General features: G+C 43.1%; 24 protein-coding genes. 21 read left to right on the forward strand and 3 right to left on the reverse strand.

Annotated features, from left to right (window positions below):
• The first annotated feature begins 38 nt into the window (after positions 1-38).
• The 9 genes from DW036_RS15170 to DW036_RS15210 all read left to right on the forward strand — a co-directional run bounded on the left by DW036_RS15170 (position 39) and on the right by DW036_RS15210 (position 13331).
• Positions 39-1373, forward strand: coding sequence for a transglutaminase family protein (locus DW036_RS15170; protein WP_118465127.1), 1335 nt, complete (start codon positions 39-41; stop codon positions 1371-1373).
• 345 nt (positions 1374-1718) lie between these two features.
• The gene (locus DW036_RS15175) at positions 1719-3293 is read left to right on the forward strand and encodes a trypsin-like peptidase domain-containing protein (RefSeq protein ID WP_118465128.1); all 1575 of its coding nucleotides are present in this window, start codon (positions 1719-1721) and stop codon (positions 3291-3293) included.
• Positions 3294-3482: 189 nt separating this feature from the next.
• Positions 3483-4343 (forward strand): RNA polymerase sigma factor RpoD/SigA, encoded by an 861-nt coding sequence (locus DW036_RS15180; RefSeq protein WP_007209697.1) that lies wholly within the window; start codon positions 3483-3485, stop codon positions 4341-4343.
• A gap of 192 nt (positions 4344-4535) precedes the next feature.
• On the forward strand, positions 4536-4946 hold the full coding sequence (locus DW036_RS15185) for a hypothetical protein (RefSeq protein WP_022391989.1): 411 nt from the start codon (positions 4536-4538) through the stop codon (positions 4944-4946).
• Positions 4947-4998: 52 nt separating this feature from the next.
• A complete protein-coding gene (locus tag DW036_RS15190; protein ID WP_118465129.1) occupies positions 4999-6465 on the forward strand; it encodes a clostripain-related cysteine peptidase in 1467 nt (488 codons plus the stop codon).
• A gap of 255 nt (positions 6466-6720) precedes the next feature.
• A complete protein-coding gene (locus DW036_RS15195) occupies positions 6721-9165 on the forward strand; it encodes an FAD-dependent oxidoreductase (RefSeq protein WP_118465130.1) in 2445 nt (814 codons plus the stop codon).
• A 34-nt stretch (positions 9166-9199) separates the two neighbouring features.
• The gene (locus tag DW036_RS15200; protein ID WP_115502755.1) at positions 9200-9562 is read left to right on the forward strand and encodes a MarR family winged helix-turn-helix transcriptional regulator; all 363 of its coding nucleotides are present in this window, start codon (positions 9200-9202) and stop codon (positions 9560-9562) included.
• Between the two features lie 239 nt (positions 9563-9801).
• Complete coding sequence (locus tag DW036_RS15205) at positions 9802-10338, forward strand: UpxY family transcription antiterminator (protein ID WP_118465131.1); 537 nt, start codon at positions 9802-9804, stop codon at positions 10336-10338.
• A 158-nt stretch (positions 10339-10496) separates the two neighbouring features.
• Positions 10497-13331: a bifunctional fucokinase/fucose-1-phosphate guanylyltransferase gene (locus tag DW036_RS15210; protein WP_118465132.1), complete on the forward strand. Its 2835-nt coding sequence runs from the start codon at positions 10497-10499 to the stop codon at positions 13329-13331.
• Positions 13332-13395: 64 nt separating this feature from the next.
• On the opposite strand, the gene rlmH is transcribed toward DW036_RS15210, so the two are convergent.
• On the reverse strand, positions 13396-13869 hold the full coding sequence (gene rlmH / locus DW036_RS15215; RefSeq protein WP_118465239.1) for a 23S rRNA (pseudouridine(1915)-N(3))-methyltransferase RlmH: 474 nt from the start codon (positions 13867-13869) through the stop codon (positions 13396-13398).
• A 94-nt stretch (positions 13870-13963) separates the two neighbouring features.
• Between rlmH and DW036_RS15220 the strand changes: the two genes are divergently transcribed.
• From DW036_RS15220 to DW036_RS15260, 9 genes are all read left to right on the forward strand, one after another.
• On the forward strand, positions 13964-14356 hold the full coding sequence (locus DW036_RS15220; protein ID WP_118465133.1) for a DUF4783 domain-containing protein: 393 nt from the start codon (positions 13964-13966) through the stop codon (positions 14354-14356).
• Positions 14349-15197, forward strand: a complete 849-nt coding sequence (nadC, locus tag DW036_RS15225; protein ID WP_007209688.1) for a carboxylating nicotinate-nucleotide diphosphorylase — start codon at positions 14349-14351, stop codon at positions 15195-15197. The genes DW036_RS15220 and nadC overlap by 8 nt, the downstream gene beginning before the upstream one ends.
• A 95-nt stretch (positions 15198-15292) precedes the next feature.
• Complete coding sequence (locus DW036_RS15230; protein WP_118465240.1) at positions 15293-16003, forward strand: hypothetical protein; 711 nt, start codon at positions 15293-15295, stop codon at positions 16001-16003.
• A gap of 6 nt (positions 16004-16009) precedes the next feature.
• The gene (locus tag DW036_RS15235) at positions 16010-16708 is read left to right on the forward strand and encodes a hypothetical protein (RefSeq protein WP_118465134.1); all 699 of its coding nucleotides are present in this window, start codon (positions 16010-16012) and stop codon (positions 16706-16708) included.
• Positions 16709-16817: 109 nt separating this feature from the next.
• On the forward strand, positions 16818-17369 hold the full coding sequence (locus tag DW036_RS15240; RefSeq protein WP_118465135.1) for an RNA polymerase sigma factor: 552 nt from the start codon (positions 16818-16820) through the stop codon (positions 17367-17369).
• A complete protein-coding gene (locus DW036_RS15245; protein ID WP_118465136.1) occupies positions 17356-18507 on the forward strand; it encodes an outer membrane beta-barrel protein in 1152 nt (383 codons plus the stop codon). The genes DW036_RS15240 and DW036_RS15245 overlap by 14 nt, the downstream gene beginning before the upstream one ends.
• Before the next feature lie 18 nt (positions 18508-18525).
• Complete coding sequence (locus tag DW036_RS15250; RefSeq protein WP_007209683.1) at positions 18526-19068, forward strand: DUF4943 family protein; 543 nt, start codon at positions 18526-18528, stop codon at positions 19066-19068.
• A gap of 13 nt (positions 19069-19081) precedes the next feature.
• Positions 19082-19765, forward strand: coding sequence for a DUF4858 domain-containing protein (locus DW036_RS15255; RefSeq protein ID WP_118465137.1), 684 nt, complete (start codon positions 19082-19084; stop codon positions 19763-19765).
• Positions 19766-19909: 144 nt separating this feature from the next.
• Entirely contained in the window at positions 19910-20851 is a 942-nt protein-coding gene (locus tag DW036_RS15260) for a nitronate monooxygenase family protein (RefSeq protein ID WP_118465138.1), read from the forward strand.
• A 264-nt stretch (positions 20852-21115) separates the two neighbouring features.
• On the opposite strand, the gene gadC is transcribed toward DW036_RS15260, so the two are convergent.
• Complete coding sequence (gene gadC, locus DW036_RS15265) at positions 21116-22705, reverse strand: putative glutamine/gamma-aminobutyrate antiporter GadC (RefSeq protein ID WP_118465139.1); 1590 nt, start codon at positions 22703-22705, stop codon at positions 21116-21118.
• Between the two features lie 190 nt (positions 22706-22895).
• Here gadC and DW036_RS15270 point away from each other — a divergent pair, with 190 nt between their 5' ends.
• The 3 genes from DW036_RS15270 (at position 22896) to DW036_RS15280 (ending at position 24395) form a co-directional block, all read left to right on the forward strand.
• A complete protein-coding gene (locus DW036_RS15270) occupies positions 22896-23624 on the forward strand; it encodes a potassium channel family protein (protein WP_022392002.1) in 729 nt (242 codons plus the stop codon).
• Between the two features lie 119 nt (positions 23625-23743).
• A complete protein-coding gene (locus DW036_RS15275; RefSeq protein ID WP_118223154.1) occupies positions 23744-24064 on the forward strand; it encodes a type II toxin-antitoxin system RelE/ParE family toxin in 321 nt (106 codons plus the stop codon).
• A gap of 7 nt (positions 24065-24071) precedes the next feature.
• Positions 24072-24395, forward strand: a complete 324-nt coding sequence (locus DW036_RS15280) for a HigA family addiction module antitoxin (protein WP_118465140.1) — start codon at positions 24072-24074, stop codon at positions 24393-24395.
• Between the two features lie 74 nt (positions 24396-24469).
• Here the strand turns inward: DW036_RS15280 and glsA are convergent, their stop codons facing one another.
• Complete coding sequence (gene glsA / locus DW036_RS15285; protein ID WP_118465141.1) at positions 24470-25435, reverse strand: glutaminase A; 966 nt, start codon at positions 25433-25435, stop codon at positions 24470-24472.
• Positions 25436-25500 lie beyond the last annotated feature (65 nt).

The raw sequence follows: 25500 nt of genomic DNA on the forward strand, positions 1-25500 counted from the left end.
GTGGTATTGTTCCATCATCATCTATAAAAATAATCATTATGAAAAAAGTATTGTATACCGCCGCTCTATTCTTCTTGGCAACTGCTTGTACAACAAAACCCGAAAACAAGCCTTACACCTGGGAAGAAGACCTGCATCAACGTCTCCTTACCGATTTCTCTCGTACAGAAACTGAAGTGAAAGACTACATCCGCAAGTATATTCCTGATGTTACTGATGAGCAAATGCGTCAATGGGAAGCTTCCAAGGCTTTGGAATGTATGACACTGGATGGCGAGAAACGTTACTTCCGCAATGCCGGACCTAACTTATTCCGCGTGGACTCTGCCTGTTATAAGATAAAAGTTGCAAAAGACGGTGTTTCCTTTAGTGGAAGTGAAAAGGTGAATATGGAAAATCTGCCTGAAGTTATTGCAAGTGTGAAGAAGAATGGTAATCCTATCACCGCCCCCAAACGGATGCGTGTCACCTATACTATTACCGTAGATATCAATGCTGTTCCTGCCGGAGAGTTGATTCGTTGCTGGCTTCCTTATCCACGTACTGACCAGCCACGACAACAGGATGTGAGGTTTATTTCTGCCAGCGAACCGGAATATACATTTTCCTCGCAGGATTGCCTTCACAGCACTCTTTATATGGAAAAACGCGCTGTGCAGGATGAACCGACTGTATTCTCCGAAAGCTTTGAGTATACTGCCAATGCTGAATGGCATAATCTGAAGCCGGAAGATGTTCAGCCGTATGACACAACCTCCTCTATATATAAGGAATATACGGCCGAGCGTGAGAAGCACATCATCTTTTCACCGCGTATGCATCAGCTTGCTGCCAAATTGACAGAGGGTGAAACCAATCCCTTCTTAAAGGCTAAACGCATCTTTCGTTGGGTGAATGATAACTTCCCCTGGGCTTCTGCACGTGAATACTCTACAATAGAGAATATCCCCGAATATGTTCTGGATAACAATAAGGGCGATTGCGGTCAGGTTAGTCTGTTGTTCATTACACTTTGTCGTATCAGTGGCATTCCTGCGCATTTCCAAAGCGGTTTCATGATGTATCCCAAAGCATGGAATTTGCACGACTGGGCAGAGATTTATTTTGAAGGTATCGGTTGGGTGCCTGTAGATCAATCATTTGGTATTCCTACTTTCGCCCGTAATGCAGACGAAGAATATTTCTTCCTGGGGGGGATCGACTCCTGGCGTATGATTGTGAATAGTGACTACGGTATGCCTTTGATGCCCGAAAAGAAATATCCCCGCAGTGAAACCGTCGACTTCCAGCGTGGTGAAGTGGAATGGGAGGGAGGCAATCTTTACTTCCCGAAATGGGATTATCACATGGATATAGAATACCTTGATAATTAAGGATATATCTCCTCTATGAAAATAGATGGTCTGTTTGCCCCAAACGCATCATCTGTTTACCCTCAACAGACCATCTGTTTGCCCCTGACAGACCATCTATTTCAAACAGATAGATGGTCTGCCTTGTTTTAACGTCTATCTGCCTTATTTTCACGTCAGTAAACGTGCATAAATGTAAAATTGTCAGGTCTTGCCGTTAACCGCTGTTAAGCCCCAAAAGTTCACTGTTAAAAGAGAACAAAAAAGAGTGACAAGCGGAATAAGTGAACGATTTTTGTCGTTATTTTAACGTCGAAATGTTAAACGAGATTTGAATATTAACAATTAAAAGAATAGAAATTAAGTATGAAACAGACAACAAAAAACATTCTTGGGGTTGCAGCTATTGTACTTCTCAGTTCAGGAGTAGCAGGTTTAACCACCTATAAGATGCTGCAAAAAAATATGCCTGCTGATAGTACTGCTGCATTTAGTGATATGTTCCAGCAGAATCCGAACGTACGTTTGGCCTCTTATAATGCCGTTGATGCGCAACCTGTAGATTTGACGCAAGCAGCAGAAAATTCAGTTCACGCCGTGGTACATATTCGTTCTACTCAAGCTTCCAAAGTTCAGGAAGTAGAAGTTAGAGACCCGTTCTCTGATTTCTTCGGTGAATTTTTTGGTGGTCGGGGTGGTACACAAAGACGACAGGTTCAGACTCCTGAACGTACAGGTTTTGGTTCCGGTGTTATCATCTCTAAAGACGGATATATCGTAACGAATAATCACGTAATTGCCGGTGCGGATGAAATCAGTGTTACGCTGAATGACAACCGTCAGCTTAAAGGACGTATCATTGGTACGGATGAAGTCACGGACCTTGCCTTGATTAAAATAGAGGGAGATGATTTTCCTACTATTCCGGTAGGTGATTCCGATGCATTGAAAGTTGGTGAATGGGTGCTTGCTGTAGGTAATCCGTTTAATTTGACTTCTACAGTGACTGCAGGTATTGTTAGTGCTAAAGCACGCTCTTTAGGAATGGGGCAGCAGACTGGTACGGAAAGCATTGAGTCGTACATCCAGACTGATGCTGCTATTAATCAAGGTAATAGTGGGGGGGCTTTGGTAAATGCACGCGGTGAATTGATTGGTATCAATGCTGCTCTTTTCTCTCCGACGGGATCAAATACGGGTTATGGTTTTGCCATTCCTACCAGTATCATGAAGAAAGTTGTTGCTGACTTGAAACAATTCGGTACAGTTCAACGTGTAAAACTGGGTGTTGCTGTTACTCCGCTTGTAGAAGAACCGGGTGATACTCAACGTCCGGTAGATAAGAGTGGCAAGAAATTGAGTGAATTTAAAAAAGAGGCTCGTGAAAAATCAGGTGTTGTTGATGGCCTTTTAGTAGGAGAAATCGTAGAAGGTAGTTCTGCTGCAGGTGCCGATATCAAGGTTGATGACGTTCTTATCGGTATTGACGATAAACCTATTCATAAATTTGCCGATTTACAGGAAGCTTTGGCAAAACATCGTCCCGGTGATAAGGTTAAAGTGAAATTGATACGCGATAAGAAAGAAAAGACTGTTGAAGTGACGCTGAAGAATGAACAAGGTACTACAAAAGTAGTAAAAGATGCAGGAATGGATATTCTTGGTGCAGCTTTCCGTCCTATACCTGATGAATTGAAGAAACAACTGAATCTGGGTTATGGTCTTGAAGTAACAGGTGTTAACAGTGGCAAGATGGGAGCTGCCGGTATCCGTAAAGGCTTCATTATCTTAAAAGCCAATGGCGTACAGATGAAAACTGTAGAGGACTTGGAAAAGGTACTGAAGGAAGCTACGAAGTCTCCGGATCAGGTACTCTTTATTACAGGTATGTTCCCGTCAGGTAAACGTGCTAATTATGCGGTAGATTTGACTCAAGAATAAAAAGGTATGTTTTTTAGGTAAGAAGATTGTAATATTAGCTAACAAAGAAGAAAAAGGATGTCGACAACTAACTTGTCGGCATTCTTTTTGTTTATAATACTATAGTGAATAAGATAAAAAAGTTAGGGCAAGTTAGCTTATAACTAAATTAAATGTCGTAACTTTGCAACCCAAATCTGTTTTAGAAGAATGAGACAACTTAAGATTACAAAAAGTATCACTAACAGAGAGAGCGCTTCTCTTGACAAGTATTTGCAGGAAATCGGTCGCGAAGACCTCATAACTGTCGAAGAAGAGGTAGAGCTCGCTCAACGCATCCGTAAGGGTGACCGTATCGCACTGGAGAAGTTGACACGTGCCAATCTGCGTTTCGTTGTATCTGTGGCCAAGCAGTACCAGAACCAAGGTTTGAGTTTGCCCGACTTGATTAACGAGGGCAATTTAGGACTGATCAAGGCCGCCGAAAAGTTCGATGAAACACGTGGTTTCAAATTCATCAGTTATGCTGTATGGTGGATACGTCAGTCCATTTTGCAGGCTTTGGCAGAGCAGTCGCGTATTGTGCGTCTTCCGTTGAACCAGGTAGGATCGCTGAACAAGATCAGCAAAGCATTCTCCAAGTTCGAACAGGAAAATGAACGTCGCCCGTCTCCCGAAGAGCTGGCAGATGAACTGGAAATCCCTGTTGACAAAATCTCCGATACATTGAAGGTATCCGGACGCCATATTTCGGTGGACGCACCTTTCGTGGAAGGAGAAGACAACAGCTTGCTGGATGTGTTAGTAAACGACGACTCTCCTATGGCGGATCGCTCTTTGGTGAACGAGTCTCTTGCGAGGGAAATTGATAGAGCACTTTCTACGTTAACCGATAGGGAAAAAGAAATCATACAGATGTTTTTCGGTATCGGACAACAAGAAATGACATTGGAAGAAATCGGCGACAAATTCGGTTTGACCCGTGAACGTGTACGCCAGATTAAAGAAAAAGCAATTAGAAGATTAAGACAAAGTAATCGTAGTAAATTGCTCAAGTCTTATTTGGGATAATAAGAAATATCAATTTCCGACAAATAGAAAGAATTAAAAACCGATGGTCATATTATGATCATCGGTTTTTTTGTTTTTTTACCATAAAAGTGAAGATGAGCTGCGCTTCAGCATAAAAAAATGAATGAATTCATTTTATTTTGCTCTCGGTTTGCATTATCTTTGCCGCCAACATATAACAAAAAACAGATTATGAAATACGTTCGTATACTTTTTGCCGTAGCGTTGGTTTTTATGGTATGCTCGGCATTCTCATTCAAAAAAGGAAAAGAAGGCAAGGAAAAGGCTGTGTATGCATTCGGTGTTGCTGCCTCTTTCAATGACACGGTAGTGTATTTTACCGATATCCAGGTGTTGGATAGTATTAAGCTGGACAAAGGTGGTTTCCTGCCTAAACGTGATCTTTATACGTATCAGTTAAAGAATTACTTGGAATTTGATTTGAAATGCCCTGATTATACTTGCATGATTTATTTCTCTGAGAATAAAAAGAAGTTGGAGAAAGAGTCTGCAAAAGTAAAAGGTAAATATAAGAAGAATAAATCGATAGTGTTGATGCCTATCGACCCTGATGCATTCCGCTTCAAGAAGCCGGAAGAATAGTCGGCTTCACTTCCTTGCTGAAACAAGGAGCTATCCATTATTACTTGTAACCATGAGAACTAAACTTGATTTTCTTCTGTGGATTTGTTTTTCTGTATTGTTTGTGGCCTGTGAAGATCATCCACAGGAGCCGGATATCGTTGCTGTAACAAGCGTTGCATTGAATGAGAGCGCCCTTTCGTTAAAAGAGGGGAGGAATGTGACTTTGTCTGCTACCATTACTCCGGATGATGCTACCAATCAGAGTGTAACATGGAAATCAAGTGATCCGGATATTGCTACGGTTGATGCCAATGGTAAGATTAGAGCTCTAAAACCGGGAACAGCTACGATTACTGTCATTACTGAGGATGGTGGGAAAACTGCTACTTGTACGGTAACTGTTGAACCGGGCGATCCACTTAAGAGTAGTCGCACGGTGCTAGTATATGTTGCTGCAGATAACAGCCTTTCTGGATTTGCTTCGCTGGACTTTGAGGAAATGAAAGTAGGTATGGCAAAAGTGGAAGATGTTGATGTGAATTTCCTGGTTTATATAGATAAGGGTGGAACTCCTCAGCTGCTTGAACTGAAAAATGAAAATGGGACAATTGTAGAAAAGGTAGTAAAGACCTATTCTAGTCGTAATTCGGTAGGTGTATCTGAAACGCAGGAAGTCTTTGCAGCTGTTTTCTCAAATACTCAATATCAGGCTGATAGTTATGGATTGGTTTACTGGTCGCATGGTGACGGCTGGCTTCCTTATCCGTTAGGCGCCAACACCCGCTGGGTGGGGCAAGATATAGGTAACGGTGATAAGAGAATGAATATTTCTGAGTTTGTCGAGATATTGGAGGTTACTCCTCATTTTGATTTTATCCTGTTTGATGCTTGTTTTATGCAATCGGTAGAGGTCGCTTATGAATTGCGTGACTATACGGATTATTGCATTGGCTCTCCAACAGAGATACCAGGCCCCGGTGCTTCGTATGATGAATTAGTACCTGCTATGTTTTTTTCAGAAGATGCGGCAGTAGATATAGCCAAGGCTTATTATGAACCTTATGCAGTTAAATATGATGAGGGTAATGGAATTTCGAATACTAATTGGACTGGTGGTGCTTCTGTATGTGCTTTGAGAACCGAGCCATTAGTTGATCTGGCTGTCTTGACAAAGCAAATTTTATCTGGAACGATTGATAATGCATCACTTCGTAAATCAGTATTTGATTATGATAAACGTCGTGGCTCTGATGGATATCAGGATGGTCATGTAGGGTATTATGATCTGGTGGGCATGATGCGAATGATTACTGACGATAATGCTTATGAAGCATGGAAACAGATTTTTAATTCTGCTGTAGCATATTGGGTTACTACTCCTATGAACTTTTCTGGTTTTTCCCAGAGTATGTTCTCTATGGAAGGAGCTAACGGTGTATCTTGTTATATTCCTTCAACTTCTAATACTGCCACTGATAAGGCATACCGTTCTACTGAGTGGTATACATCTGCCGGTTTCGAAAAACTCGGTTGGTAATTCTCGATTTTTAGGGTTGTTATATGATCTTTCGAGGCATAAATATGCCTTGAAACAAATGTGTGTGTACTTTCCTGTTAACTTATATCTTGCATTTATGAACTTTCTTCTTCTCTGTATGTTCCATGCTTTATGATAGTAATTCTCTTGGTTATTGTACTGTTGTGCTGTGTTTTAACATTATTTTCCAGCGGAAACTATTTTATTTAAGAAAATATTATTTTCTTTGCACCATCAAAACTAAAATAAAGAAGTATGAAGTATATAATTATTGGAGGTGTTGCCGGGGGAGCTACAGCGGCGGCACGATTGAGAAGGGTAGATGAAAAGTCTGATATCCTTTTATTAGAGAAGGGAAAGTATATATCGTATGCAAATTGCGGTCTACCTTATTATATTGGTGGCGTGATTGACGAACGTGAGAAGTTACTGGTGCAGACGCCGGCTTCTTTCGGTCAGCGCTTCAGAGTGGATGTGCGTGTAGAGAATGAAGTGATTGCCATTCATCCGCAGAATAAAACCATTACGGTTCGTACGGTTGACGGAGGCGAATATGAAGAAACTTATGATAAGCTTTTGTTGTCACCGGGAGCTACTCCGGTCAGGCCACCGTTGGAAGGCATTGATTCAGAGGGAATCTTTACCCTTCGTAATGTTGAAGATACCGACCGTATTAAATCTTATCTCACAGAACATGCTGTAAAACGTGCAGTCGTAGTTGGTGCAGGGTTTATCGGCTTGGAAATGGCGGAAAATCTGCATCATGCAGGAGTCTCTGTATCTGTAGTGGAAATGGGCAATCAGGTAATGGCACCTATCGACTTCTCTATGGCTGCTCCTGTTCATCAACATCTGGTTCAGAAGGGTGTTTCACTTTATTTGGAAGAAGGAGTAACCCATTTTCAGCGCACAGAACAAGGTATTACAGTTTTCTTGAAAAGTGGGAAGACAATTCCGGCAGATATGGTGTTGCTTTCTATCGGTGTACGTCCGGCAACTGCTTTGGCCAAAGATGCCGGATTAAAAATAGGAGAAGCCGGAGGTATCTGGGTGAATGAGTATCTGGAAACTTCTGAGAAAGATATCTATGCCGTAGGGGATGCAATTGAATATCCGCATCCGCTGACCGGAAAACCATGGCTTAATTATCTGGCTAATCCGGCCAATCGTCAGGGACGTATCGTGGCTGATAATATGGTATTTGGCAATAAAGTTTCTTATGAAGGTGCTATTGGTACTTCTATTGCCAAGGTCTTTGATATGACTGTTGCCTCCACAGGGCTTGCTGCTAAGCGCTTGAAGCAATGGGAGATGGAATATCAGAGTTCTGTAACCCATTCTGCTTCTCATGCAGGCTATTATCCGGATGCATTGCCACTGACTTTAAAATTAACTTTCCATCCTGTTACGGGAAAATTATATGGTGCACAGTGCATTGGTTATGAAGGAGTGGACAAACGTATCGATCAGATTGCCGGACTTATTAAGCGGGGCGGGACGGTTTACGATCTGATGAAAACAGAGCACACTTATGCACCTCCGTTCTCTTCGGCTAAAGATCCTATTGCTATTGCAGGATATGTGGCTTCTAATATAATAAGCGGTGCAATGCCCATTATTACCTGGCGTGAACTGGTACAGCAGAAGAATGAAGTCATGTTGATAGATACCCGTACTCCCGAGGAATTTTCTTTCGGTTCTATTCCGGGAGCAATTAATATTCCCTTGGATGATTTAAGAGATCGTATGTCGGAAGTTCCTACAAGCAAGCCGGTTGTCTTGTTTTGTGCGGTAGGGTTGCGTGGATATCTGGCACAACGTATCCTGATGGGGAATGGGTATCGGAATGTGCGTAACCTCTCAGGAGGATATAAGCTCTATTCTGCTGCAGTAACACCTGTACCTGTACCCGATAAAGTTATCACACCTCAAGTTAATTCAATAGAATCTACGGTGAGTTCTTCTAAAGGGCCATTGAAAATTAATGCCTGTGGCCTGCAATGTCCGGGGCCTATCATGCAAGTTAAGAAGGCAATGGATACTCTTGCTCCGGGAGAACAAGTGGAGATTGTGGCAACTGATGCCGGATTTGCACGTGATGCTTCAGCATGGTGTGATACGACGGGAAACCGTCTGATAGGAAGTCATGAAGAAAAAGGCCGTTATATGGTCACTATAGAGAAAGGTGATCCGGCTGCTGTTTGTCCATCGTCTGCCGGAGCAATAGCGGGTAGGGGAAAAACTTTGATCCTTTTCAGTGATGATTTAGACAAAGCTTTGGCTACCTTTGTACTGGCAAATGGTGCTGCGGCAACAGGACAGAAGGTTACGGTCTTTTTCACTTTCTGGGGATTGAATGTTCTGAAGAAAGTGCAGAAACCGAAAGTTAAGAAAGATATTTTTGGTAAGATGTTTGGCATGATGCTTCCTTCCAGTTCTTTGAAATTGAAGTTATCCAAAATGAATATGTTTGGCATGGGTAGCCGGATGATGCGCTTCCTTATGAAACAGAAAGGGGTGGACTCTTTGGAATCACTCCGTTCTCAGGCTCTCGCACAGGGCGTAGAATTTATAGCCTGCCAAATGTCAATGGATATGATGGGAATCAGTCGTGAAGAACTGTTGGATGAGGTAACTATCGGTGGTGTTGCTACTTACATGGAGCGGGCAGATAAAGCCAATGTCAACCTTTTTATCTAGTAATTTGTTATTTAACAAATAAAAAAGAGAATATATGGAGGATTTATGTAAAATTCGTGATGTTTATCGGGCGATAGCCGAGTTTGAAACCCAGTTTATCCAGCAATACAACCTCTCGTTGAATGAGGGGATGTTGCTCTGTGCACTTCTGGATAATCCCCGGCTCACCTCCGGAGAAATAGCAGAGGCATTAGGACTTACTCATTCTAATACTTCCAAGCTAATACGCTCTGTGGAGGAGAAGAAGTTGATTGCCCGCATTATCGGTAAAGTCGATAAACGCCAAATGTATTTCTCACTGACTGCGGAAGGAAAAGAGCAGATTCATACGATTAAGAATTCCAATCATAAAATGCCTGCATTATTACAGCAAGTAGTAGATATGCTGGAAAAATAGAAAAAGGGTTAACTTCCTGTTGACAAACTCTTAACTTCTTGTCAACGGGAAGTCAACTTTTTGCATTTCATGGAAAAGCTTTTACTCGGAACTGCTTTTTCTTTATCGCAATATTTTGTATTCTCATTGTTACGCTTTAACTTTGCGTCCGTTGGATGAACGATTAAGTCTGCATTATTGTGGCTAATTTATTAGTTCATACATAGTAAAAGTCTAAATGCTATATAAAAAATCCTATTGTGAATACAAGCTCCGCCGATCTGAATTGGTATCCCCTGCGCATTACTTATAGCCGCGAGTTGGCCTTAAAAAAATATCTGGACAGCAAGCAAATCGAAAATTTTATTCCAATGCGTTATGAGTATATTGTGAGGAATGAACGTAAAATCCGCAAGCTTGTTCCTGCTATTCATAATCTGGTCTTTGTCCACTCCACCCGAAAGCAACTTGAAGAGATAAAAGAGGCCAAAGGAGCTATTCTTCCAATTCGGTACATCATGGATTGCGAAACTCAACAACCTATTACGATTCCGGATGTACAAATGCGGAGTTTCATAGCTGTTGCGGGTAATTGCGATCAGCAGGTTGTCTACTTAGATCCCACTACCATTAATCTGAAGAGAGGACAGCGTGTTCGTATTACCGGTGGCGTTTTTGAAGGTGTGGAAGGTGAATTTGTTCGTATAAAAGATGATCGTCGTGTAGTTGTTGTTATTCAGGGTCTTATGGCTGTGGCTACAGCTTTTATCCATCCTTCTTTAATTGAACAGATATAGGAGATCTTTGTATAGGCTTTACGCTTAAGTTTCGCTTCTATTTTCGTCGTACGGGGATATTTCTATCTTCATCTTCAAAATCATTAAAATTTTTCGTGGATTTTGCTTAAGATTGCTTTAATTTGCAGCTAATATATTAAGCATTATAGCAATCGGATATGCAAAAATTATTATCCTTGCCGCCTAATCTTGTGTCGGCATTCTATGAACTGGAAAATGTAGACCGTACGGAATGGTTTTGTACCTCTGATCCTGTAGGAATGAAACTGGGATCGGGTGGGGGAACAACCTGGCTCTTGCGCGAATGGTATAGAAACCAACAAACAGAACACTCAACAGAGAAACGTATCCTGTTGCATGCCGGTGGACAAAGCCGCCGTCTGCCGGGATATGCTCCCTCCGGAAAGATATTAACCCCGATACCGGTATTTCGCTGGGCACGCGGGCAGAAGCTGGGACAAAACTTATTATCCTTGCAAGTTCCACTTTATGAGAAAATCATGGAACGGGCACCGGAAAAGTTGCGTACACTGATTGCGAGTGGTGATGTCTATATTCGTGCCGAGAAACCTTTGCAGGATATACCGGATGCAGATGTGGTATGTTATGGACTCTGGGTCGATCCGGTATTAGCAACACATCATGGGGTGTTTGTTTCTGACCGCAAACAGCCGGAAGCATTGGATTTTATGTTGCAGAAGCCTTCATTGCAAGAGTTGGAAAATCTTTCCAAGACTCATCTCTTTCTGATGGATATAGGTATCTGGTTGCTGAGCGATCGGGCGGTGGAATTATTGATGAAACGTTCACAGAAAGATGCTTCATATTCTGATTTGAAATACTATGATTTATATTCAGACTTCGGCTTGTCTTTGGGTAACCACCCGCGCATTATTGATGATGAGTTGAATAAGCTGTCTGTGGCTATTTTGCCCTTACCGGGTGGTGAATTCTACCACTATGGAACGAGCCGTGAATTGCTTTCCTCAACTGTTACTTTACAGAATAAAGTGTACGATCAACGTCAGATTATGCATCGGAAAGTAAAACCAAATCCTGCAATCTTTGTGCAGAATGCAGAAATAGGGGTAATTCTTTCTTCTAATAATGATAACCTTTGGATTGAAAATAGCTTTGTTGGTGCATCGTGGAAGATTGGTTCCCGGCAAATTATTACAGGCGTACCGAGAAATGACTGGACGTTGGTACTGCCGGATGGAGTGTGTGTAGACATTGTGCCTCTTGCGGAGAAGCATTGGGCGGTTCGTCCGTATGGCTTTGATGATGTATCTAAAGGAGATATCCGGGATGAAAAGACTTTGTTCCTGGGAATGCCCTTTATTGATTGGTTGGCAAAACGTGGATTGACTCCGGATGATGTAACCGGAAGGAAAGACGACTTACAGGCTGCAGGAATCTTTCCAGCAGTAGAAGATATAGAACAGATGGGCAAAGTACTTCGTTGGATGACTTCGGAACCGGAATTGGCAGAAGGCAAGGAAATCTGGTTGAAGAGTCAACGTCTTTCTGCCGATGAAATCTCAGCGAAAGCTGATTTACGTCAATTATATGTCCAGCGCGAGAGTTTCAGGAAAGGCAATTGGGAATTGCTGGCACGTAATTATGAAAAGAGTGTATTCTATCAATTGGATTTGGCTGATGTTGCCGGGAATTTCCACAATTTGGAGATAGATAAACCGGATGTGTTACCGGCCGATGCACCTCAGATGCAGCGTATCCATAACCGGATGCTTCGGGCGCAGATAGACAAACTGAACGGAAAAGACTTTCAGAATGATGAAAAAGAGGCTTTCGGACTATTGCGCGAAGGGTTACTTCTTGATTTGTATGAAAAGAAAAGCAGCCCGCATCTGAATGTATATAGCGATCAGATTGTTTGGGGACGTAGTCCTGTGCGTATTGATGTTGCAGGTGGCTGGACAGATACTCCGCCATATTCTCTTTTTGCGGGTGGAAATGTTGTGAATCTGGCCATTGAATTGAATGGTCAACCTCCTTTGCAAGTTTATGTGAAGCCTTGTAAAGAGTATCGCATTGATTTGCGCTCTATTGATATGGGAGCAATGGAAGTTGTGAATACTTTCGGGGAATTGCAGGATTACTGCAAGATTGGTTCTCCTTTCTCTATTCCGAAAGCAGCATTGACGTTGGCCGGTTTTGGCCCGGTGTTTTCAGAAGTGGTTTATCCTTCGTTAGAGAAACAGTTGCAGGCATTCGGCACAGGTATAGAGATTACTTTATTGTCCGCTATTCCGGCTGGCTCGGGTTTGGGAACCAGTTCTATATTGGCCTCTACGGTTTTAGGTTCTTTGAGCGATTTCTGTGGCTTGATGTGGGATAAGAATGAAATATGCCGTCGTACACTTGCTTTGGAACAGTTGTTGACAACAGGTGGTGGCTGGCAAGATCAGTATGGCGGAGTATTGCAAGGCATCAAACTGTTACAAACAGAAACAGGGTTTGTACAGAATCCGTTGATACACTGGTTGCCCGAACATCTCTTTACCCATCCTGAATATCGTGACTGCCACCTATTATATTATACGGGAATTACACGTACTGCTAAAGGCATTCTGGCAGAGATTGTGCGTTCCATGTTCCTTAATTCATCTACCCATTTAGCTATATTGGAAGATATGAAGGCGCATGCATTGGATATGGCAGAAGCTATTCAAAGGAACGACTTTGAGACCTATGGTGCATTGATCGGTAAAACGTGGATGCAGAATAAAGCTCTGGATTGTGGTACTAATCCCCCGGCGGTAGAAGAAATTATCAGTAAGATTAAGGATTATACACTGGGGTATAAACTGCCCGGTGCAGGTGGGGGAGGTTATTTGTATATGGTGGCGAAAGATCCGCAGGCTGCATTGCGCATCCGGGAGATACTGACGCAGAATGTTCCGAACCCTCGCGCACGATTTGTAGAAATGGCGCTGTCAGGGACGGGATTTCAAATTTCAAGGTCTTGAGAATATGTTTGCCTACCACCTCCCCTTCGGGTACTCTTCCCGGGAGGAGGAGAATTGGGGTTAGTTATTCGTGATGATAAGGGCCACCATTAAGTATAGTCATGGCTCGATATAACTGCTCTACAAAAATCAACCGCACCATCTGATGCGAGAAAGTCATTTTAGAAAGGGACATTTTCTCATGTGCCGCCTGATATACTTTGGGTGAGAAACCATACGGTCCACCGATAACAAATACAAGCCGTTTATTTACGGTGTTCATCTTGTGCTTCATATAGTCTGCGAACTCTATGGAGCGCATTTCTTTTCCCCCTTCGTCCAGCAATACAATCACGTCGCCCGGCTGGAATGCCTTGCATATCAATTCCCCTTCTTTTTCTTTCTGCACTTCCATTGAAAGATTTTTCGTATTCTTCAATTCCGGGATAACTTCCATTTCGAAGGATAAGTAGCGTTTGGTACGCTGTACATAGTCATTAATGGCAGTTATAAAGTGCTGTTCTACAGTTCTTCCTACGACGAGTAATGTTGTTTTCATGCTGCTTACATTCTGATTTGTGCACAAAATTAGCGCTTTTTTATTGTATTTTACAATAAATGCTTACCTTTGCGTATCATTAATACTTGTGATTATGAAAAAACGAGCAGTTTTATTGTTGACCTGCCTCTTCTTATGGGTGTCCTCGATCTTTGCTCAGGACGTGCCTGTGGGGGTGGTTGTGGCCTTCAAGAAGGGAAACTCTCAGGAACTAAACAGGTATCTGGGTGATAAGGTGGATCTGATTATCCATAATCGCACGATCAATGCAGACAGGCAAACGGCAGAAGGAACTATGGCTAATTTTTTTGCCGAGAACAAAGTCAGCAGCTTCAATGTGAACCACGAAGGAAAACGAGATGAATCAAGTTTCATCATCGGTACTTTGGGAACCGCAAATGGAAACTTTCGAGTGAATTGTTTCTTCAGAAAAGTACAGAACAAATATGTTATACATCAAATAAGAATAGATAAAACGAATGAATAAGGAAGAAGAACTGATTGACAGGCTGATAGATCTCGCCTTTGCAGAAGATATAGGTGACGGAGATCATACCACCCTTTCGTGTATTCCCGCTACGGCGATGGGTAAATCCAAACTTTTGATTAAAGAGCCGGGCATTCTGGCTGGTATCGAAGTTGCCAAAGAAGTGTTCCGTCGTTTCGACCCTACTATGAAGGTAGAAGTCTTCATCAATGATGGAGCTGAGGTGAAGCCGGGCGATATAGCAATGGTAGTGGAAGGCAAGGTGCAGTCTCTGTTGCAGACAGAACGTCTGATGCTGAACATTATGCAACGCATGAGTGGCATTGCTACCATGACGCATAAATATGCTGAGAAACTAAAAGGTACGAATACGCGTGTGCTCGATACCCGTAAGACTACTCCCGGTATGCGTATCCTTGAGAAGATGGCTGTAAAGATTGGCGGTGGTGTAAATCATCGTATCGGACTGTTCGACATGATTTTGCTGAAAGACAATCATGTGGATTTTGCCGGAGGCATCGACAAGGCTATCAATCGTGCTAAAGAATATTGCAAGGAAAAAGGTAAAGACCTCAAGATAGAGATTGAAGTACGTAACTTCGATGAATTGCAACAAGTGCTTGATCTTGGTGGCATAGACCGTATCATGTTTGATAACTTCACACCTGAAATGACAAAGAAGGCTGTGGATATGGTGGGTGGTCGTTATGAAACCGAGTCTTCGGGTGGTATCACTTTCGATACACTGCGTGACTATGCCGAATGTGGTGTAGACTTTATCTCTGTAGGTGCTCTGACACATTCTGTAAAAGGACTGGATATGAGTTTTAAGGCATGTTGACAAGGGCGGAAGGCCGTATTTAGAAAATAGCAGGAAGCCTCTCATAAGTTTCAATCTTTATGGGAGGCTTTTTACTTCTGGTACATTTAAGAAGTATGGGAAAGATAGATTGGAAGAAGGTAAAAACGACTATCAGAAATTGGAAGCCTGGCGAGTATATACGGCAAACTTCTATTGTGGTGATTGGTGTGCTGATAACCTTTGTTGGCAGTGAACTGGTTACCCGTTGTTCTGAGCAGAAAGATATTAAATCTACTATGCTGCTGATTAGGGATGAACTGAAAAGCAATCGGGATCAGTTTGAAGATGTTATGTCGGAATTTAATAAGGATAAACGTATTTCTACTCTCCTTATGGAACATGATATGAAGTTCCGGATGATACCCGAAGACTCGTTAAGGCAATTTGGGTTTGTTTTGGGGCATTTCCGTGTTTTCTCTTGTCGCCGGAATGCGATGGATTTGCTTAAAAATTCGATGTTGATGCAGAAGATATCAGATAAGGAATTTCTGTTGTCGTTAATTGAAGCGTATGAGACGTTGGAAAGTTTTAGAACCCTCATAACCCAATATTATGACATGAAGGAGCAGACTGTTAACCCTTTCCATCTGTCACTTACCGACGAGCAGTTTAACTCGTTGTTGGAGGGCGGTTATGAAATGTGGGAGATATATCTTTCGGATAAAACGGTACGCAATTTCATGAGAACACCTATGGAGTATTTCCATTCCAGATATGAAAAAGGTGTGGAGCAAAAGATTGATGAAATGATTCAGGCCATTGAACAGAAATATGGTTCAAGATAAATACTTATGGGAAAAATAGATAAAATAAAGTCTGCGATTAAAGACTGGAGGCTGGGAGATTATTTCCGTCAGTTCAGCATCGTGGCGGCAGGTATCATTGTAACTTTTTGGGGAAGCGATAAACTTACCGAGCATACTCGCCAGAAGGAAGTACGGGCAGTGATGCAGTTGGTAGCGGAAGAATTGGAACACAATAGAGAAGAATTGCATGATATAAGGCGTTTGCTGAATATAGATATACACATGAGTTCTTTGTTGCTTGAGCGTAAAATGGATATATCTGAAATACCTATGGATACTTTATGGAAGTATGATAAACTCTTCAACAATATAGCCGAGTTCTTTTATAGAACGGATGCATTGGATGTATTGAAAGGTTCCTCGCTGATGCAATACATTCCTGACAAACGTCTGCTGCAAGATGTGTTACAAGCTTATTTTGAATTGGAAAGAAGAAGGAAAGATGTCAGTGATTACTATGCAGCGAAGACTAATGTAATTATGGGTACTGCTATGTCTCAGAAGACAGAAGATGTTTTGAGAAGCGACAGGAATTATCGGGATGAAGTCTTATTTCTTTTGGGACATAACAACTTTAACAATTTTGTCATAATGGTTCCCGGCTTTTTGAATTGGGACGACTTTGATAAATTGGATGAATTGCTCGACAGGCAAATCCAAACCTTGAAGGCAAAGTATAAATAATCTCCGTATCTTTAACTTCTTTTTAGATATTACATTGCAGCATTCTACGGAAAGCTGCGTCTAACTAACAAACGACGCGAAGAGGCGTCCGTAAAAAAGAGCACTGACATTGGAAAATGAAATAGAACTGATAGAGGGCTGCCGGGCAGGAAAGAATTCCGCGCGTAAGGAGCTGTATACCCTTTATTCCAGGCAGATGCTTGCGGTATGCTACCGCTATACGGGCGACGAAGATGCCGCGCATGACGTACTGCACGATGGGTTCATCAAGATCTTTACCCATTTCACTTTCCGGGGCGAATGTGCGCTGGCAACGTGGGTAACAAGAGTAATGGTGACACAAGCAATAGATTATCTGCGAAAGCAGAAGCGTATCACCCAACTGGTGGTGAACGAAGAACAATTGCCCGACATACCCGACGAAGCAAGTATAGCCGATAGCGGTAGCCGCCTCTCCGAACAGCAGTTGATGGCATTTGTGGCAGAATTACCCGATGGATGCCGAACCGTTTTCAACTTGTATGTGTTTGAAGAGAAATCACACAAGGAGATAGCGGAAATGCTTGGGATTAAGGTACATTCATCCACCTCGCAACTGCATCGCGCCAAGAATTTGTTAGCAAAAAGAATTAAAGAATATACAGAGTATGAAAGGAAATGATGAAATAACCGGTTTGTTCCGCAGTCGCCTCTCTGGTGCAGAGATGACGGTGCGGGATGGCTTTTGGGAGGAGCTGAAAGGCGACCTGTCAAGAGTTGAAACCGATGCAACTAATACTTCTGCAGCTGTTGCTTTCGGACAGGCGGGGAACTTGTCTGGACAGAAACAGAAACGTTCTGTCCTTACTCCACGCTTCTACCGGGTGGCTGCGGCTGCTTCTGTAGTATTAGTGCTTGGAGCTGCTTCCGCTGCATTCTGGTACTTCTCTCCGAAAGATGAGATTCAGGAAGCATTCACCAAGGTGGCTACGCTGACGCCGGAAGGTAACTTGAATGGAGATGTGGTGCAGGAAAAATTCCCCTCTATTCATGAGACTAAACCTGCAGCGCAAAATCCTGGTCATAAGAATCCTGTACCAGTATCATCCGGAGGCATACTTGCTGCGAATGGTGATGATGAAGAGACTGTATCAGTCACTGTCTCCATTACAATTTCCCAACGCGTATATGGCAATCACCACCAAGGTAACGGAATGTATGGTCAAACAGCTTCATCAAGGAATGAAAATAATCATCGTGCCACGGCTACTGATCCCGCAGCTACAAATACAGAGTTTGGTTCAGATTCCGATAAGACGCTCCCCATTACCAATGCGGGTGGTTCCGCTAAAAAATGGGCTTTCAAAGCAGGTATAGGTACAGCGTTGCCAAAGGGAGATTTCGGGATGCCGTTCACCGCAGGAGTTTCTGCTGAACGTCGTTTGAACAAACATTTTTCTCTGGAGGCAGGTTTGCAATACAACCGTCTTGACGGAGACCATGCGATACACACACTGGCTGTTCCGGTAAAACTGAATGCGGTGCTGGTAAGTAATTCTAAAGTAGACTTTTACGCTACATTGGGTGGTGCTGCGGAGAAATGCATAGCCGGAGCCGGGGACAATGGTTTTGGAGCAGAGCCCATACAACTTTCCGTTGCGGCAGGTCTGGGAGTCCGTTATAAGTTGAACGACCGGATTGCTCTGTTTGCAGAGCCTACGGTATCTCATCATTTTGATACGGATTCGCAAACAAAAACGCTGCGAACGGAACGTCCAACGAACCTTAATCTACTTTGCGGTGTTCGTATGACATATTAACCTTAATACAATGCAACAATGAAAGCAATTTCTAATATACGTGCCGTAATGGCCATTTTGATATTCTTCTTTTCTCTTTCTTTTGTGTCATGTACGGAAGAGACGTTGGACTACAATAATCCTGACGTGGATTTATTCGTCAAGCAACTGAAGGCCGGAAAATATTCTGTCGAAAGTCCGGAAGGGCTGAACACTATTCCTCGGTTTACTGTTGATGACATAGGGGACTTGTTGAAGTATGCCGAAGATTTAACGGTAATCCCTTCTTTCCCGTTGGCTCCGGTTTCTTATTCCGCAGGTGGCAAGCTTCGTTTAGGTGAGTGCATTTTGTGGACAGTAGAAACAATCCGTCTGGGGCAGAATGCTTCGATGGGGTGCAAAATGGTACATGTGGATGCAGAGAATTACGAAGGCATTTACTTCTTATCGGATGATGAAGTTCTGGATGCTTCCGCCCGTTATCGCCGCTGGTGGGAAAACCGCAAATACCCCCGTACGATGTGGACCATAGACCCTTGTTATGATGAACCGCTTTGTGGAAGCGGATATATGTGGTGGTAAGAAAATAAATTAAATGAGAAAATATTGCACTATAATCGGACTGCTTTTAGTAGTAGTCCTTCCCGTTTGCGCTCAGAACTGGACACCTCAGGACTCTCTGCGATTGCGCCGTCTACTGGATGGAGAAGGAGAGATTAAGCTGAATCCGGAAGTTCTGAAAGAGATGGGAGTACAGGAACCTCTGGGCAAACAGCAGATATCAATGGAGAAACAATGGCTGGATTTCAACACAACACTTCCCGAAATACCAAATACACCGAAGAAGAAAGTTGTTCTTACTTTGCGTCCATATACAGCAAATACGAAGTATAACTGGGATCCGGTGTATCAGAAGAAAATTAAAATAGATAAGGACACGTGGCGAGGGGATCCTCTCTATGAACTTAAAAGACTTCGCATTTATTCCGATTGGGCAAAAACTCCTTTAGATAAAGGTCTCCGGAAAAGTATGGATGAAATAGAGGCAACCGGAATGCGCTACCGAATGACAGAACGGGCTAATAATATGGCTGTAGGTAGCTGGCAGGGCGCCAGTGGCGGTTTGGGATTCGTCGGTGATTTTATGACGCCTTTTACAAAAGAATTCTGGAACGTCAAGGGGCGTAAGCGCCGTGCCCGTACGCTGGAAGTGTTACGTGCATATGGGGACTCGGTAACGGTGCGGGGTAAAGAAGCTGTCAAGACGATTAAGAATTAGGGATTTGTATAATTTGAACATCCGGTGATATGTATGTTGTAAATTTGTATTTCCGGGTGTGTTTTTTATTACAATTCGTCTTTTCTTCCGAACCTTTCATCCTTTTTTCTTGTTTCTCCTTAATAATCCCTAAACGGAAAAACTATGAACAGAATTACTTCCCTTTTCGGAATCCGATATCCAATAATACAAGGTGGTATGGTTTGGTGCAGTGGCTGGCGCTTGGCGTCGGCAGTAAGTAATGTGGGTGGATTGGGCTTGCTTGGTGCAGGTTCCATGCATCCTGAAACGTTACGTGAGCATATCCGTAAGTGCCATGCTGCTACGCATAATCCTTTTGGAGTCAATATTCCATTGATGTATCCGCAGATTGAAGAAATCATGCAGATAGTGGTAGAAGAGGGAGTCAACATAGTTTTCACCTCCGCCGGAAGCCCTGCCAAATGGACGGGATGGCTGAAAGAGCGAGGAGTGACAGTGGTGCATGTGGTCAGTTCTTCCCGCTTTGCGATGAAAGCCGAAGAGGCGGGTGTGGATGCTGTTGTTGCCGAAGGCTTCGAAGCCGGCGGGCATAACGGAAGGGAAGAGACTACCACTTTGTGCCTGATACCTGCCGTACGTGCCGCTACTACTTTACCATTGATTGCTGCCGGAGGAATTGCTACAGGTGAGGCTATGCTTGCTGCCCGTGTGCTGGGAGCAGAAGGAGTACAAATAGGTACACGCTTTGCATTGACTCAGGAAAGTTCTGCTCATGAATACTTTAAGGAATATTGTCTGCGTTTACAGGAAGGGGATACCCGCTTGTTGTTGAAGAAGCTTGCTCCGGTGCGTTTAGTGCGGAATAATTTCCGTGATGCTGTAGAGGCGGCCGAAGCAGTGGGGGCTACACAAGATGAACTTCGTATTCTTCTGGCTCATGGACGTGCCAAGAAAGGGATTTTCTATGGAGACCTGGAAGAAGGAGAACTAGAGATTGGTCAGGCCTCTGCACTACTTTACGGTAAGCAGATAGAGACGGTTGCTGAAGTGATGCAGGAACTGACGGAAGGATATAAAAGAGCGTGGGATGCGCTAAAGGAATAAGAATTTAGCTTCATGAGACGACGAAATTCGTCCCATGAGATGAAAAAATCTGTTCTACGAGATAAAAAGAAGTATCTCGTGAGGCGAAAAGATTCATCTCATGGGACGAATTTTGTTGTATAGGAGAGGTCGGTATAGCGATAAATTAATAGATACGCGTCCGCCTATTCCGCCTCGTCCGCGTATCCATTCCCCGTCCAAAATAAAAAATGGGGCTGTACGTCAATCTGTACAGTCCCATTTTTATGTTTTCCGATTGCGGCCCTATGATTTAGGTGTACCGGAATTATTTGTTGTACTAGTTGTATTTACGGTAGGATTTGCAGTTGGTGTTGCCGTAGCTGTGCTTGTTGTGCCTGCTGCTGTTGCAGTGGCTGTTGCTGCGTTTGCTGCAACTTTTGGCTGTTCTTCCCAATGGAAAGGCTCGAAGTTAGTATTCGGATCAACCCAAGTCGGTTTCTTGCAAGCGTAAATGATGAACGGAGCTGCCACTACAACAATGGCACCGATAATCAATACAGAGAACCAAACTGTATTGCTACCTGTTGAAATCTGACTGGGCGGGATAAAGCTCAGAATGAATGCCAACAGAGAACCACAGAAACCGAGTCCGCCGATGAACCACATCAATCCATTACCACCCTTACCGATACGGAACGGACGGTTCAACTTCTTCATCTTGTAACGCAATACGATAGCTCCTGTAAACATCAGCATATACATGATAAGGTAAAGAACTACTGTCAACTGTGACAAGATCTGATAGAAACTCTGTACGGAAGGCATTACTACGAACAAAAGGCTCAATACTGTTACAGCACCACCTTGTACGAACAGGATGTTCTTCTGTACACCCAGTTTGTTTGTCTTCTGGAAGAACGGGGGCATGTAACCTGCCTTACCTACGGCAAAAATACCTTTGGACGGACCGGCAACCCAAGTCAATACACCTGCCAGCACACCGAATGCCAGTGCAATAGCGATGATCGGTGATAACCAGGAAGCATGGATGTACTTGAAGTAATTGTCGAAACCAACCAGCAAGCTTTGTGTCAGACTGATGTCTTTGGCCGGAATGATAACACCCAGTGCGAAAGTACCCAGTACGAAAATGATAACTGTGATAGCTGCACCGATAAATACTGCTTTCGGATAATTCTTGGAGGGGTTTTCTATATCCTTAACGTGGATACCGCCCATTTCCATACCGGCATAAAAGAGAAAGATACTTGCGGCGAGTACGACGTTGTCGAAGTTCGTCAGATCGGGGAAGAAGCTGCTGTGGAAGTCCAGATTGGAGTGTCCCCCTGTAGCCAGATAGATGATACCCAGGATAATCAGCAAGGCTGCCGGGATAATGGTACCAACCATACCGCCGACTTTGGCTACCTTACCTACCCATCCCATACCTTTCAATGAGATGAAAGTGGCGAGCCAGTAGATGATGAGCACTACGGCGAGTGTGTAATACTTGTTGCTTGCCAACGACATATCATGTGCGTCGTTCATTCCGATGAAGGCGATGGATACAGCACCGAATGTCAATACGGTAGGGTACCAGATGGTACTCTCAATCCATTGCACCCAGATGGCAAGGAAACCGAGCCGCTTACCGTAGGCTTCTCCTACCCAGCGGAACACACCACCTTGTTTGTCCTGGAACATCGCAGCCAATTCCGCAGCGACAAGTGACGTCGGTATAAGGAATACGATAGCTGCAAATAAATAGTAAAAGGCCGAACTCATTCCGTACACGGCCTCGGCAGGTAGTCCACGTAGGGATACTACTGCCGTTACATTCATGATTGCGAGGGTGAACACACCCAGCTTCACTGTTTGTTTAATATTTGCCATAAGTTAAGGTTTTAGGTGAAAAATATGTTTTAAAATCAGTCTCTATAACAACGACCCGGTAGAGTTGTTTTCAGGGATAAAGTGAAAGTTGGTAAATTAACACTTAAACAAATGCCTTGTGCAAGACGTTTTAGGGCAATCAGGCAGAAATCAGTAATATATTAAATCAGAATAAATAATAGGTATTATTATGAAAATGGCTCTTTCAGAATTTGCATTACGAGAGAAGGGAATTTATGGTGTCTTACACATTGTGATTCTGTTACTTTCGTTGTTTTTAGTGGTTAGTATTTCAGTAGATACATTCAAGGGTATTCCTTTCTATACCCAGACAGTATTTATGAAGGTTCAGTTTGCCGTGTGCATCCTGTTTTTGCTGGACTTTATTTTGGAGTGGTTTTTAGCAAAGCATAAAGGACGTTATTTTGCTACTCACTTCGTTTTTCTTCTGGTAGCCATCCCTTACCAGAGCATTATTTCCTGGGCCGGATGGACGTTTTCCGAGGAAATCACTTATTTATTGCGTTTTATTCCTTTAGTGCGCGGTGGCTATGCGTTGGCCATTGTGGTAGGCTGGTTGACGTATAATAAGGCATCCGGTCTGTTTGTTACTTACCTGACGACTTTGCTTGCTACGGTTTATTTCTCCAGTCTGGCTTTTTATGTTATGGAGCATGGGGTAAATACATTAGTTACAGGCTATGGGGATGCTTTATGGTGGGCGTTTATGGATGTAACGACGGTTGGGTCCAATATTATTGCTGTGACAGTGACGGGGCGTGTGTTGTCGGTTTTGTTGGCGGCATTGGGGATGATGATGTTCCCGATATTTACAGTATATGTGACGAGTCTGGTGCAGAAGAGGAATCAGGAGAAAGAAGAATATTATAAGCAGTTGCAGGGAGGGGATATAAAGTAATATTATCCGGATTATGTGGTTAGGATGAGGAATAATGAAAAGAAGCCTGAAAGATTGTTCACTATTTAGTGAACATCTGAATTAAATTCTCTATCTTTGTAACGAACAAACGACCGCTTATGTTAGTTACATTTGATAAAGAATATCTTAAAGAACTTTATGTCTCCGGTAAATGTAGTGATAAGAAACATCGCTTTCAACCAGATGTGATAAAGAGGTATAAAAGATGTATTGATACGCTGATTGCATCGAATAGTGTTGAGTCTTTGTATAAACACAACTCCTTGAATTATGAAACCTTAATAGGAGATAAGGAAGGCCTTTCTTCCATACGGGTTACTTCAAAATATCGCATAGAATTTACAGTCAGAGTTGTAGCAGATGCTGAAACTATCATAAGTGTATGTAATGTTATAGAATTGTCCAATCATTATAAATAAGTAAGGTATGACTATGCTTGCAAATAAACTCACCCCGTTTTGCCCCACGCATCCTGGTGAGATATTAAAAGACGAAATTGAATATCGGAAAATTTCGCAGCGTGCCTTGGCTCGCCAAATGGGAATTTCGTATTCACAACTGAATGAGGTACTGAACGGCAAGCGTTCGGTTAATACGGAACTTGCTTTGCTATTTGAAGCGGCTTTGGGACTTGACCCTGAGATGTTGCTCAATATGCAGACCCGTTACAATATGCAGATGGCGCGTGCCGATCAGCGCACACAAGAACGCTGGAATGAGGTACGTAAGTTGTGCGCTTCATTTTTGTAACTTTTAAAAGTACAGGCGCCGCCTATCCTCTCCGGACTGACGACGCCTTTTATTTATGAAAAAGAGAGATTGTCTTATTCTACAATAGTCACACGGTCACCATTGAACACGCCCAAACCCAATTTGTTCATGATATACTTGATGGCGAGTTGTGATTTAACAGAATTCCCTGCTTCGTCCAAAGGAGGTGCAAATGCAGCTGCGCCGAATACACCGGGCAGTACAGACATAACTCCGCCACCCACACCGCTCTTGGCAGGTATACCAGCAGTGTACATCCAGTCACCTGAATGTTCGTAGAAACCTACGGTAGAAATCATGGAAGTAATCTTCGGAGCTAATGAAGCTTCAAACACTTCTTTCTTGGTGACAGGGTTTACACCGCTGTTGGCGATGGTTCCGGCAGCAACCGCCAGTTGCCCGGCAGTGATACCCAATGAGCATTGACGGGTGTACAGGTCGAGTGCCATATCCGGATTATCGTAGATACGGTTGTAGTTCTTCAGTAACCATGCAATAGAGCGGTTGTTGAAGTTCGTAGCCGTTTCCGATTTATACAGCTCATCAATCAATTGTGGAGCTGAACCGCACAAATCAGTAATATTCTGAACAATAGCTTCCCATTTTTTATCCGAATCGCCCACAGGTTCAACCATAGAACATGCTGAGATGGCACCCGCATTTACCAATGGGGTAGAGGGGTGGTCATTCTCCAGCAAGATGGCGATGATGGAATTGAAAGGTAATCCTGTAGCATCTGCACCAATCATATCCAGCACCTTCTGTGCTCCGTATTGACGGAGGATAAGGATGGCTGTATGTACTTTGGAAACAGATTCTATACCAAAACGGTAGTCAGTGTCACCTATATTAATGGTTTGTCCGTTCATCAGACAGATGCTGATGCCGAACAGATTCTTGTCGATGTTGGCAAGGTAGGGGATGTAATCGGCATTTTTTCCCCCGGTGTTACCCTTCACCTGTTCATAGGCTTCTTGGGCAACCTCTTTTAGTTGAGAGATTGAAATCTTTTTATCCATAAGTTTTCTTTTTAGAATTGACAAGGGGACGAGTTAGCTTGTCCCTTTGTTGATTTGTTCCCTTG

Source organism: Bacteroides sp. AF39-11AC, from assembly GCF_003474285.1.
GTDB lineage: Bacteria > Bacteroidota > Bacteroidia > Bacteroidales > Bacteroidaceae > Bacteroides.